This window comes from Pandoraea commovens, from assembly GCF_024704525.1.
Lineage (GTDB): Bacteria > Pseudomonadota > Gammaproteobacteria > Burkholderiales > Burkholderiaceae > Pandoraea > Pandoraea commovens.
Map to the genome: position 1 here is coordinate 4992794 of NZ_CP102780.1, position 13124 is coordinate 5005917.

The following is a 13124-nucleotide window of genomic DNA, read 5'->3' on the forward strand; positions in this document are numbered from 1 at the left end:
CGGCCGCGCTAGAGGATCGACGTTAAACCAAGGGTTAACCCGCTAGTCGGAATCAGATCATTCCCTTTACGATGACGTCATCCGACAACTGGTCGACCAGTCTACCAGTAGACCAAGACCAGTCAATGTCATTACACGTCAACGATCGTCCGAGAGCAAGCCAGATGGCATCGAATGCGTCGCCCCTTCCTTCTCCCGCGTCAGCGCCACCGGTGTCACCACCGATGTCGGCGAGTGCCACGGCGATGTCCACCGGCTTCGATGCCGCCCGCGCGAACGAGCCCGTCTTCGACTCGCTGAACGACGCCACCCGCTCGGCCCGGCTCGCCGCCTTGCGTGCCGCCGTGCCCGACGCCCAGTGGCTCACCGACCGCGAACAGATCACGCCGTACGAATGCGACGGTCTGGCCGCCTACCGCAAGCTGCCGCTGGCCGTGGTGTTGCCTGCCGACGAAGATCAGGTTTGCCGCATTCTGCGGGCGTGTCACGCGAACAACGTTCCCGTCGTGCCCCGCGGCGCGGGCACCGGCCTGTCCGGCGGCGCCATGCCGATCACCGATGGCATCGTGCTTTCGCTGGCGAAGTTCAAACGCATTCTGGAAGTCGACGCCTACGCTCGCACTGCCACCGTGCAACCGGGCGTGCGCAACCTCGCTGTCTCCGAAGCCGCTGCGCCCTACGGTCTTTACTACGCGCCGGATCCGTCCTCGCAAATCGCCTGCACCATCGGCGGCAACGTCTCCGAGAACTCGGGCGGCGTGCACTGCCTGAAGTACGGCCTCACAGTGCACAACGTCCTGCGCGTGCGCGCGGTGACGATGGATGGCGAGATCGTCGAATTCGGCTCCCACGCACTGGATTCCCCCGGCCTCGACCTGCTGTCCGTTTTCATCGGCAGTGAGGGGATGTTCTGCGTTGTGACGGAAATCACGGTCAAGCTCGTGCCAAAGCCGCAGGTCCAGCAAGTCATCATGGCGAGTTTCGACGACGTCGAAGCGGGCGGTAACGCGGTCGCCGCGATCATCGCTGCGGGCATCATCCCGGCCGGTCTGGAGATGATGGACAAACCGGCCACGCAGGCCGTCGAAGAGTTCGTGCACGCCGGTTACGATCTGAACGCGGCCGCCATCCTGCTGTGCGAATCCGACGGCACGCCTGAGGAAGTTGCCGAAGAAATCGCGCGCGTTTCGGCCGTGCTGCGCGCCTCGGGCGCGACCCGGATTCAGGTCTCGGCCTCCGAAGCGGAACGTCTGCGTTTCTGGTCCGGACGCAAGAACGCCTTCCCCGCCGCCGGTCGCATCTCGCCCGACTACTACTGCATGGACGGCACCATTCCGCGTCGCACGATCGGTACGCTGCTCAAGCGTATCGAGGCAATGGAGGTCCAATACGGGCTGCGTTGCATCAACGTCTTCCACGCGGGTGACGGCAACATGCACCCGCTGATCCTGTTCAACGGCAACGATCTGGACGAATGGCATCGCGCCGAAGCCTTCGGCAGCGACATTCTCGAAGCATGCGTGGAACTGGGCGGGACGGTAACCGGCGAGCATGGCGTGGGCATCGAGAAGATCAACTCGATGTGTGTGCAGTTTTCCGAAGAAGAGCGCGACGCCTTCTTCGCTGTGAAGCGCGCCTTCGATCCCGCCGGTTTGCTCAACGCCGACAAAGGCATCCCCACGCGCGCGCGCTGCGCCGAGTACGGCAAGATGCATGTGCGCGGCGGCCTGCTCCCCCATCCCGATTTGCCGAGGTTCTGATGTCGCAAGCCCTTCAGACAGCGTCGACTGTGTCGCTTACGCCACCGCCTCCATCGTCATCCCCCGACACTGAGGCGAGCCGCGCGGCACAGGCGCTCGCGACGATCCGCGAGCGTGTACTCGCCGCCACCGCCAGCGGCACGCCGCTCGACATTCAGGGCGGCGGCACCAAACGCTGGTATGGCGAGACGCCAGTGGGTGAGCCGCTCGACGTGCGCGCCTATCGCGGCATCGTCTCGTACGACCCGGCCGAACTCGTGATCACCGCGCGCGCGGGCACCCCGCTCGTGGAGATCGAAGCCACGCTCGCCCAGCGAGGCCAGATGCTACCGTTCGAGCCGCCCCACTTCGGCCCGGGTGCGACGCTTGGCGGCTGCATCGCCGCCGGTCTCGCCGGGCCGCGCCGCCCGCACGTCGGTGCGCCGCGCGACTTCGTGCTCGGCGCGGTCGTTATGAACGGACATGGCCAGGTGCTGCATTTCGGCGGGCAGGTCATGAAGAACGTAGCGGGCTACGACGTCTCGCGCGTCCTCGCAGGTTCACTCGGCACGCTGGGCATCCTGCTGGAACTCTCGATCAAGGTACTGCCCTGCCCGGTGGCGGAGGCGACATTGCGCTTCGATCTGACGCAGGCGCAGGCCATCGACCAGCTCAACCGCTGGGGCGGTCAGCCACTGCCCCTCATGGGCTCGGCGTGGCACGACGGCGTGTTGAGCGTGCGCCTCGGCGGTGCTGCCGCCGCCATCGACGCGGCCCGCATCACGATGGGGGGCCGTCATGTCGACGCCATCGAAGCGCATGCCTTCTGGACGTCGCTGCGTGAGCAGACGCACGCGTTCTTCGCCACCACGCCGATACAGGGCGACGGCCAGCCGCTGTGGCGTCTGTCGGTGCCGCCGACCACGCCGCCGCTGACGGGAGGCCACGAACATCTCGTCGAATGGGGCGGTGCGCAGCGGTGGTGGATCACGCCGCGCTCAGCCAGCGAAATTCGCGCAATTGCCGCAGCGGTCGGCGGGCATGCTACGCTGTTTCGCCACGGCAGCAAGTCGGCCGGCGCAGAGCACGTATTTACGCCTCAGAGCGCCGCGCTGCAAGCTATCGGCGAGCGTCTGCAACAAGCATTCGATCCGAGCCGCATCTTCAACCGCCATCGGTTGTACCGGTTAGGGTCTGTTCACCTTAATTCCGGGCTCGTGTTGCCCGGCCAAAGGGGCGAGTGCAAGGAATGAGCCGAAGCGAATATCGGAAATATTCGGGAGGGGAATGACGCCGCAATCGCCCCTTTGGGGGGGCAACCCGAAGGGAGCGCGCCCTACCGGCCGCCTGGCGGCGTTACCGGCGGCTTGCTTGGGATCGCCAAGCGGCGCCGCCGGTGCCTTGCCAGACAGCCGGTAGAACGCGCTCACGAGCCCGGAATTAAGGTGAACAGACCCTGATTAGAAAACGATGCAAACGAACCTCGCAGAATTCCTTCGTCAGACACCGGACGGCGACGAAGCCGAAGCCATTCTCCGCAAATGCGTGCATTGCGGATTTTGTACCGCGACCTGCCCGACCTATCAGTTGCTGGGCGACGAACTCGACGGCCCGCGCGGGCGTATCTACCTGATCAAGCAGATGGTCGAAGGCCAGAGCGTGACGCGCGAAACGCAGCGTCACCTCGATCGTTGCCTGACCTGCCGCAGTTGCGAATCGACCTGCCCGTCGGGCGTGCAATACGGGCGTCTGGCCGACATCGGTCGCCGTCATATCGACGCCAAAGTCGGCCGTCCTGCAGGCGAGCGCGCCGTGCGCTGGACCCTCGCCCACGTGCTGCCCAACCGCACACTGTTCTCGCCCGCCCTGCGCCTCGGCCAGCAGTTCCGCACGCTGCTGCCGCGCTCGCTGCGCGAGAAAGTCCCGCACCGTCAACGCTCCGGCAGTTGGCCGCAAGCGAAGCATGCGCGCCGCATGCTGATGCTCGAAGGCTGCGTGCAACCGGCCATGCTGCCGAACGTCAACAAGGCCACCGCCCGCGTGCTCGACGCCCTCGGCATCGAGATGGTGCGCCCCTCGTCCGCTGGCTGCTGCGGCGCGATCCGTCTGCACCTGAACTATCACGACGACGGTCTCGACGACGCCCGCCGCAACATCGACGCCTGGTGGCCGGAGATCGAAGCCGGTACGGAAGCCATCGTGATCAACGCGTCGGGATGCGGTGCGACGATCAAGGAATACGGCCATCTGCTACGTCACGATCCGAAATACGCGGGCAAGGCGCAGCGCGTCTCCGAACTCGCGCGCGATCTGTCGGAAGTGCTGCTCGACAATCTGGAAGCACTGCAAAAGCGTGTGCCGAACCGTAAGGCTGGCAAGATCGCGTATCACCCGCCCTGCACGCTGCAACACGGCCAGCAACTCAAAGGCGTGGTGGAGAAAGTGCTCGCCGGTGTGGGCGTGAATGTCATGCTGCCGCAGGACAGTCACATCTGCTGCGGCTCGGCCGGGACATATTCCGTCACGCAACCGGACCTGTCGCATCAATTGCGCGACGCCAAGTGGAAGTCGCTCGACGCCCTCGACCCCGAACTGGTCGTGTCGGCCAACGTCGGTTGCATCTGCCATTTGCAAGCAACGGCCAAGGGCGAACACGCCCGCGACCACGCGCCGGTACAACACTGGGTCGAACTGCTCGACCGGATGATCGCAACGGCCTGAACGGGCTGAACAATCCTGCGCAATGCACGCCACCCGGGGCGCCCCGGGTGGCGTGCATCGCTAGCGTCACACATCTATTATCCCTATCAACGGGACAATCAATCCCTTCGCCGCTCGTTTATCTGTACGATCCCGCTCCCTAGAATTGGGGCTAAGTCAGTCGTCGACGCCACGTCATCGTTCAATCGACGTGAATGGCCATCGACGGCCGAACCGTCTTAGCCCGTATTCCGATTCCCTCACCGGAGCTTGTCATGATCGATACCAAAACCGCCCCGTACGCTGCCCTGCTGCTGCGCGTCTCGCTGGGTATCCTGTTCCTTTCGCATCTGTCGCTGAAAGTGTTCGTCTTCACCGTGCCCGGCTTCGTCGGCTTCATGGGCTCCCTTGGCCTGCCGCCCGTCGTCGCCTATGTCACGATGGCACTGGAACTGATCGGTGGCCTCATGCTGATCACCGGCTTCTACGCCCGCTGGGCCGCCCTGCCGCTCGCCGCACTGATGCTCGGCACCATCGTCTCGGTGCACGGCCACAACGGCTGGTTGTTCACCAACAAGGGCGGCGGCTGGGAATTCCCGGCGTTCTGGCTCGTGGGTCTGCTGGCCGTGGCGTTACTGGGCGACGGTGCCTTCGCGATTCGCCGCGCCCGCACCGCGTGATCGCAGCACGCCGCTGAGTTGAACCCTGCCCGATCCTGTCGTGATGTCGTTTAGCGTTGTTTTGCCGGAGTGAATGCCATGTCTGCCCTTCCCACCCTCTTCGTCTCCCACGGCTCGCCGTTGCTTGCGGTAGAACCGGGCCGCACCGGTCCGTTGCTGACGGCGCTGGGGCGTGCGGTGCCGCGTCCCAAGGAGATCCTCCTGATCTCGCCGCACTGGTCGACGCCGACACCGCGCGTGGGCAACCTCGCGCAGCAACGCACGATCCACGACTTCGGCGGCTTCCCGCGCGAGCTCTATGAACTGAAGTACCCCGCACCGGGCGCACCGGCACTCGCCGAGCGCACCGTGCAGATGTTGAAAGACGTCGGCCTGCCCGCCGTCACCGACGATCAGTGGGGTCTCGATCATGGCGCGTGGGTGCCGCTGAGCTATCTGTATCCCGATGCGGATGTGCCGGTCACGCAGTTGTCGCTACAACGACATATGCGTCCCGAATATCAGTACCAAATCGGGCAGACGCTCGCGCCGCTCGCTCGCGAGGGCGTACTGATCGTGGCGTCGGGCAGCTTCACGCACAATTTGCACGAGGTATTCCGCGCCCCGGGCGGCGCACGCGAAGCGGCCCCCGAAGCGCCGTACGTGGCCGAGTTTTCGACGTGGTTCACCGAGCGTCTGGCGGCGATGGACCTCGATGCCCTGTTCGACTACCGGGCCCGCGCGCCGCACGCCGAGCGCGCACACCCGACGGACGAGCATCTGCTACCGATCTACGTCGCCCTCGGCGCGGCCGACGACCCTGCCCGTCAGACGCACTTCGACACCGGCTCAACCTACGGCGCGCTGCGCATGGACGCCTTCGCGTTCGGTAGCGCCGCCCCGTCGCTCGCGGAAGTCGGCGCGCTGGCACAATAACGCCATCGATACCCCTGGACCCGGCATGAACAAACTTCGCGAGATCGAATGCTTCATCGCCGTGGTCGAGTCGGGCAGCTTCGTCAAAGCGGCCGACGCGATGGGCATTTCCAAGACGGCGGTCTCGCGATACGTCGCGGACCTCGAAGCGCGTCTGGGCACCCGATTGATCCAGCGCACCACGCGCCGCCTGTCGCTGACCGAACCCGGTCAGCGATACGTCGAGCGCTGTCGTCAGATCCTCGCGGAGCTGGACGAAGCCGACGCGATGGCAGGCGAGCAGGGCGGCGAACCCGCAGGCCCCTTGCGGATCAACGCCCCGCACACGTTCGGCGTGCTGCATCTCGCGCCGCTCTGGCCCGCATTTCTCGCCCAATTCCCGCAAGTCTCGCTGGACATCACGCTGAGCGACCGGCTCGTCGATATCGTGGACGAAGGCTACGATCTGGCGATTCGCATCTCGCGACTGCCCGATTCGTCGCTCGTTCACCGGCGGCTGGCGGGCACGCGTCTGGTGCTGTGTGCGTCGCCCGGCTATCTCGCCCAACATGGCACGCCGAAGCATCCGAGCGAACTGACCCATCACGAGACGGTCGGCTACAGCTATTTCCTGCATCGTCGCGAATGGCATTTCGACGGACCCGACGGCCCCGTCTCAGTGCAGACGCACGCCCGCCTCATCGCCGATAACGGCGACACATGCATGGCGGCGGCCCTGGCCGGGGGCGGCATCATCCTGCAACCGGCCTTTCTCGTGCAAGACGCGCTGCGCGACGGTCGCCTCGTCGAATTCCTCCCCGAGTACACGCAGGGCGAGCGCGGCATTTATGTCGTCTATCCGTCACGCAAATACCTGAGCGCCAAGGTCCGCGCCATGATCGACTTCCTCGTGGAAGCCTTTGCCATGCCGGGTTGGCGCCTGCTAAATCGTCCCTAAGTGTTTGTCACTTATACTGTCGGGCCTGTCGTCCCATTCCCTATATTTTGGAAAACTTCTTACTGATCGTCGCTGCGATCCTGCTGGTGTTTCTCAACGGCTTCTTCGTGGCGGCGGAATTCGGCCTCGTCAAACTGCGCCAGACGCGCGTTCATGTCATTGCCCGCCAGCGAGGTTGGCGCGGACGTATCCTGGCCAAGGTCCACGGCCAGCTCGATACCTACCTTTCTGCGTGTCAGCTCGGTATCACTCTCGCCTCGCTCGGCCTCGGCTGGATCGGCGAACCCGCGTTTGCCCGCATTCTCACACCGCTGTTCGAACTGGTCGGCGTCAGCTCTCCCGAACTGATCCACGCGCTCGCGTTCTTCATCGCGTTCTTCACGATCTCGTATCTGCACATCGTCGTGGGCGAACTCGCGCCGAAGTCGATGGCCCTGCGCATGCCCGAAGCCGTGTCCGTGTGGACGGCCGCGCCGCTGTACGGCTTCTACTGGCTGATGTACCCGGCCATCTGGGTGCTCAACCACAGTGCCAACCGCCTGCTGCGCTGGACCGGCCTCGATCCCTCGCATGGCACCGACGCCCATTACTCGGCCGACGAAATCAAGCTGATCGTGCGCCGGGGTGCATCGAGCGAAAAGCTCTCGCGCGACGACTGGAACGTGGTCGCCTACGCCATCGACTTCAGCGATCTGACGGTGTCCGACCTGATGCGTCCGATGAGCGAAGTTGCGGCCTTCCGTCGTAACGCCACGTTCACGCAGAACATGGACACGGCCTACCGCCATCGCTACAGCCGCTATCCGTTCTTCGACAACGACGGCGAAACCGTCCTCGGCGTGGTCCACCTGAAGGATTTGTTCCTCGCCGAGCATCACGGCCAGTCCATCGAGGATCTGGGCAGCATGGCGCGTCCGGTCGAGCGCGTGAAGCCCGACATGGCTGCACGCGAGCTGTTCAGCCGCTTCCGCCGGGGTGCACCGCACTTTGCCATTGTGGGATGGCCAGACCAGAAGCCCATCGGCTTCCTCACGCTGGACAACCTGCTCTCTGCGCTGGTCGGCAAGATTCGCGATGAATTCCGTCAGACGGAAGACGACTGGACTCGCATGGAAGACGGCACGCTCATCGGGCGCGGCAGCTTACCGATCCTGACACTGGAGCGCGCGCTCGGCCTGGATATTCCAAGCGAGCACGCCGAATCGGTGGGTGGACTCATCATGAACGCGCTGGGATATCTGCCCCGTGAGGGCCAGAAGATCGACTTCGAGGGCTTCTCGGTGGTCGTCAAGAAGATGCAGGGGCCGCGTATCGTGCTCGTACGCATCTACCCGGACGGCGTACGGGAAGCACGCGGGGAACCCCCTGATGTGGCGGTGCAACAACGCGAGCATTGACCCCGATTGATCCCCGTCAGGTCGCTTGCCAGAATACCCACTATGCGTAACAGGCCCGTCAGAGGCAATCACAAGGGTTACGTAGGTTGGCGCGGGTATGGCAGGACACTAGTTCGTCAAAACAAAGCCAGGGGAGGCGACGATGGACGACACGGGGAAGTTGTCTCTCGACGCGCTGATCGGCACTTGCTACGACGGAGTGCTCGACGAGGCGCGTTGGGATCAGGCATTGCGCGAATTCAACCGGTGGGCCGGTGGCATCGGCTTCCATTCGGTCACGTGGGATCGCGCGCGTCACTGTGCGACGCGCGACTCCAACTCACTTGACGCTTCCCCTGACCTCATCCGCGAGTTCGTCGAGAAACTCGCCCCCACCGATCCGCGCGTGGCACTGATGCTGCAACAGCCGGTCGGTCATGCCATGCGATGTCACCATCACCTGAGCGATCGCTACGTGGCCCGTAGCGAGCTGTTCAACGACTTTCTGATTCCTCACGGCGTGCGTTACACGTACGGCATGCATCTCGACGGGGCCGACGGCACCAGCGAGTTGCTCGCGGTATTCCGTGCCCCCGATCATGTGCCATTCGAAGACGCCGACGACGCCCCCGAGCTGGAAATTCTGACAAAGCACATCGCGCGCGCGGCACGTCTGCGGGCGGGCACCCGTCACTTGCAGGCGCAGGCGGCCATCGGCATGGCGGTGCTCGACCATCTGGACATGGCCATCGTCATTACGGACGAGACGGGGCATGCGCACTATCTGAACGTGGCCGCGCATCAACGTCTTGCCGCTACGCGCAACGTCTGCATTCGCGGTGGGAAGTTCACTGCCGTGCTGCCTAGCGACGAACAGGCCATGCGGCGTCTCATTGCCCATGCGACCGCGCCGATGCCGGTCGCGGGCAGCCATCGTCTGCAAGGCGACAATCAGCAGCACTGGGTCGTCACAGTGCTACCGCTGCGCGAGTCGCACGCTTGCGCGGCACCGTGGGAAAAGCCGATGGCGATGCTCACGATCGGGGAACTCGACCGACGCGTCACGCTCGGGCCCTACACGCTCAAGGTGCTGTTCGGGCTGTCTCCGGCGGAAGCACGTCTCGCCCAGGCCCTCGCCGAGGGCCGTGAGCTGACGCAATACGCGCAGGACGCCAACGTCGCCATCAATACGGCGCGTACGCAGTTGCGGCACATCTTCGACAAGACGGGATGCCGTCGGCAAACGGATTTGCTCCGTCTGCTGCACGCCATTCCGGCGCTGCGAATTCATGCGCCGGGGTGATCTCGGGACAATCGGAAACGGGCAATGCGCTGAACGAATCACGAAGATGCAAAAAGGGCGACCGAAAGGCCGCCCATTTTTGTCGAGCAACGTCGGATGACGTCACTGCTTTCGCCGCAGACCTTAGCCCCGAGCGAACGCCTTGCGATTGAGTTCGAGTTGCGTGATCAACTTTTGCAGACGCGACTCGGCCGTACGCGACAGCGCGATGAAGCGGCAGCCGATGTGATACTCGATGTCCCTGGCGAGCGGCACGGCGCGCACCGCACACACTTCCAGATCGACCTGCACGGTCCCGTAGTCGCGCAGCTCGATCTCGACGTGCATCAGCATCGATCCCTTCGGAATCTCGGCGGCAGCTTCAGCCTTCGTGCGCAGCCCCACGCCCCCCAGCGACAGATCGAACACCGCGAGACGCATCGGCGTGTCGTCCGGGAATTTGACCGTGCACTGATACGGATCGAGGATCGGCGTCTTCACACGGAAATAGTCGCGACGCTGCAAGCGCACGAGGGTTTCCGGATACGACGAATAGAACGCGGGATAGCCTTCGTACTCGCGCTCCTCCACGTCACCGATGGGGAAATGCACCTGAATGCCTTCGGGCACCCCGACGAACAACGCGCGCTTGTTGGCGAGCAGTGCCCGGTTTTCCGTCTCGATGCCGCCCCAGTCGAAATAGAAACCGCGCACCTGCGGTTCGACCTTGAGGAGTCGCGTGACGAGCTGACGCTGGCCGTTCGCGAAGTACACCGTCATGAAATCGCCGCGGGTCGCCAGATGACGCAGCACGCCGCCGATTTCCAGCGGGTTGCTGATGCGATACGAGTCATGCAGTTGAGACTCTTCGTCCGTGGGCGCCGGTGTCACCTGCGGTTCTGTCGTTTCCATACCTGATCTTCTATTTGTCCCCGTGACGGCGCGCGCGCAACCTCGCCCACCGTACGTAATAAAGCCGTCTCATGCATCTGGTCATGAACGTTAACGGTCACTGGCCGGAAATATTGAGTGCTCCGGCGCACGAGCCTACCGCTCCCCGTGCCGTGCGCCACACTCGGGCCATTCCACGCCCTTTCCTTACCTTTCCCGTGCTGCGCCGCCGATCAGCGATGCACCGCAGCCATCAATGCGCCGAAGCCCATGAACACGCCGCCGCTGATGCGGTTGAATGCCTTGAGCACGCGCGCCTCACGCAGATACGGTGCAATGCGCAACCCGCCTGTCGCGTAGACCATGTACCAGCTCATCTCGATGACGGCGAACGTGCCGAGCAGGATCGAGAATTGCGGCAGCTTGGCGGCCGTCGGATCGATGAACTGCGGCAGGAATGCCGCTGCGAAAAGAATGGCTTTGGGGTTGCTGGCTGCGACGAGGAAGCCCGACTTGAACAGTTTGCCGAAGCTCGAATCGGCGACCAGCGCGGGCGTCGCGAGTTTGGCGGCCTCGTCCTGCGCGTTCACCGGCGAGCGCCAACTCTTGTAACCGAGGTAGACGAGATAGGCCGCGCCTACATAGCGCAGCGTGTCGAACAGCATCGGCCAGGCTTTAAGCACAGCCCCCAGACCAGCAGCAGAAATCGACATCATTGCGATCAGCGCCGTCATGCAACCGGCCATCGTGCCGAGCGATGCGCGCAGCCCGTGGCGCGCGCCATGCGTCATGACGAGCAACATGTTCGGGCCCGGCGTGGCGGAGACGAAAAAAACGGTGACTACGTATAGCCACCACGTTTGCAGGCTCATGATTGCCCCGGAAAAATGCTTACGCGAATTCGATCAGGCATTGTAGCGTCGAACCGTGACGGTGACATCGTTCGCGTGCACGTCTCATGCGAATCTGCGGGATCTCGTCAAACCGCACGACGGCGTGCCGAAAAACAAACAGGCCCGATGACTTTCGTCATCGGGCCTGTCGGTCGCGGGATACTGCGCCGCCCGAAGGCTAGCGCGGCATCACGTGAAGCGAATCAGCCTTAAACCGGCTTGATGTTCGCAGCTTGCTTGCCCTTCGGGCCAGTCTTGACCTCGAACGACACTTTTTGGTTCTCTTGCAGCGACTTGAAGCCGTCCACCTTCACTTCGGAGAAGTGAGCGAACAGGTCTTCACCACCGTTGTCCGGGGTAATAAAGCCGAAGCCCTTTGCGTCGTTGAACCACTTAACGGTACCGGTTTCCATGTTTTTTCCTAATAAAACAATAGCCTGAGGTCGGAATTGACCTCGTGAAGCGCTGACAATCAAGGGAAAATGAAGGACTAGAAACCAGCGAGAAGCAGGAAAACTACGTCTGACAACAACTTCGCGGCTTGACAATCTGCAAGCTGTTTTATACGCGGTGGACCGATGCTTGTCAACCGGGAAAATACCGCAAAAAGAGTAACAATTTCCGCAAATAGCGGGGAATTTGGGCACTGTTTGAATGTCCGACCGGCAATCGCAGCCCTTACAATAAGCGTTTTGTCCCGCGCCCATGCCGTTGTCGCCCGTTTGGCCCGTGTTTTGTGCTGTGTGAAACCGTTTTCCGACGTTTTTCCCCTACTGCGCACATTCCAGCGAAAGTTGGCCGGCCATCGCGTTTTGCGACCGTCAGCGGGCCTCCACCCTCAAGTTTTTTTCAACCTGCCCACGGATGGAGCCTATTTACCTCGCGCGATCCCTGCGATCGCAACCTGAAATTCTCATGTCCGGCCAGCCGCGATGGCTTGCCCGCTGCCGTACCCACCTGATCAGTCTGGCCGTTTGCGCCACGCTCGCCGCCTGCGCCGGCACGCCGAACTACGGCCCAGTGCCAGCCGGCAGCTATCGTGTGCAGTCCGGCGACACGCTGTACGGCATCGCCCGCGCCAACAATACCAGCACGGCCAATCTGGTGAGCTGGAACAGTCTGTCCGACGCCGACAAGATCGAAGTCGGTCAGGTGTTGCGCGTCGCGCCACCGCCCGGATCGTCGAGTGCCCCGGCGGCTGTGGCATCCTCAGGCGGCAGCGCGTCGTCGGGTGCGGCACGTCCCCGTCCTCAGGCCAAGCCTGCGCCGAAACCCGCGCCAGCCCCCGCCGCACCGCGTACGGCGACGAACAAGATTCCGATGACGTGGCCCGCGACCGGCAGAATCCTCGCCAACTACAACGGCAGCAGCAATAAAGGCATCGACATCGGCGGCCAGGCAGGCGATCCGATTTACGCCGCTGCGGCGGGCAAGGTCGTGTATGCGGGCAATGGATTGCGCGGCTACGGCAATCTCGTGATGGTTCAGCATGAAAACGGCTATCTCACCGCCTACGCCCACAACCGCGCGCTGCGCGTGAAGGAAGGCGCGTCGGTCAGCAAGGGGCAGCAGATCGCCGAGATGGGCGACACCGACTCGCACGGCGTCGTGAAGCTGCACTTCGAGGTGCGTCAGAAAGGCACGCCGTTCAATCCGAACGACTTTCTGCCGCCGCGCTGATCCGGCCAACGGCATTCGCCGCATCCATGAA

Annotated in this window: 11 protein-coding genes and 1 pseudogene; 9 read left to right on the forward strand and 3 right to left on the reverse strand. The window is 63.5% G+C overall.

Translation table 11 applies throughout. The features are described 5' to 3' along the window. Positions 1-245: 245 nt before the first annotated feature. From NTU39_RS22480 to NTU39_RS22515, 8 genes and pseudogenes are all read left to right on the forward strand, one after another. Complete coding sequence (locus NTU39_RS22480) at positions 246-1760, forward strand: FAD-linked oxidase C-terminal domain-containing protein (protein WP_373275419.1); 1515 nt, start codon at positions 246-248, stop codon at positions 1758-1760. Beyond that, a pseudogene (gene glcE, locus NTU39_RS22485) lies at positions 1760-2923 on the forward strand (glycolate oxidase subunit GlcE); the annotation flags it as partial. The gene NTU39_RS22480 and the pseudogene glcE, both read left to right, overlap by 1 nt. A gap of 286 nt (positions 2924-3209) precedes the next feature. Next, positions 3210-4460, forward strand: a complete 1251-nt coding sequence (gene glcF, locus NTU39_RS22490; protein WP_150664512.1) for a glycolate oxidase subunit GlcF — start codon at positions 3210-3212, stop codon at positions 4458-4460. 254 nt (positions 4461-4714) lie between these two features. Further along, complete coding sequence (locus tag NTU39_RS22495; protein ID WP_257958611.1) at positions 4715-5119, forward strand: DoxX family protein; 405 nt, start codon at positions 4715-4717, stop codon at positions 5117-5119. Between the two features lie 78 nt (positions 5120-5197). After that, positions 5198-6034: a dioxygenase family protein gene (locus NTU39_RS22500; protein ID WP_257958612.1), complete on the forward strand. Its 837-nt coding sequence runs from the start codon at positions 5198-5200 to the stop codon at positions 6032-6034. A gap of 25 nt (positions 6035-6059) precedes the next feature. Further along, positions 6060-6971: a LysR family transcriptional regulator gene (locus tag NTU39_RS22505; protein WP_150664515.1), complete on the forward strand. Its 912-nt coding sequence runs from the start codon at positions 6060-6062 to the stop codon at positions 6969-6971. Between the two features lie 47 nt (positions 6972-7018). Beyond that, positions 7019-8368, forward strand: a complete 1350-nt coding sequence (locus tag NTU39_RS22510; RefSeq protein ID WP_150664516.1) for a hemolysin family protein — start codon at positions 7019-7021, stop codon at positions 8366-8368. A 142-nt stretch (positions 8369-8510) separates the two neighbouring features. Then, a complete protein-coding gene (locus NTU39_RS22515) occupies positions 8511-9650 on the forward strand; it encodes a helix-turn-helix transcriptional regulator (protein WP_150664517.1) in 1140 nt (379 codons plus the stop codon). A gap of 123 nt (positions 9651-9773) precedes the next feature. On the opposite strand, the gene NTU39_RS22520 is transcribed toward NTU39_RS22515, so the two are convergent. From NTU39_RS22520 to NTU39_RS22530, 3 genes are all read right to left on the reverse strand, one after another. Beyond that, entirely contained in the window at positions 9774-10541 is a 768-nt protein-coding gene (locus NTU39_RS22520; RefSeq protein WP_150664518.1) for a flagellar brake protein, read from the reverse strand. A 212-nt stretch (positions 10542-10753) separates the two neighbouring features. Continuing rightward, positions 10754-11392, reverse strand: coding sequence for a LysE family translocator (locus NTU39_RS22525; protein ID WP_039401294.1), 639 nt, complete (start codon positions 11390-11392; stop codon positions 10754-10756). A gap of 230 nt (positions 11393-11622) precedes the next feature. After that, entirely contained in the window at positions 11623-11826 is a 204-nt protein-coding gene (locus NTU39_RS22530; RefSeq protein ID WP_039392958.1) for a cold-shock protein, read from the reverse strand. A gap of 502 nt (positions 11827-12328) precedes the next feature. Here NTU39_RS22530 and NTU39_RS22535 point away from each other — a divergent pair. After that, positions 12329-13093, forward strand: coding sequence for a peptidoglycan DD-metalloendopeptidase family protein (locus NTU39_RS22535; RefSeq protein WP_257958613.1), 765 nt, complete (start codon positions 12329-12331; stop codon positions 13091-13093). Positions 13094-13124 lie beyond the last annotated feature (31 nt).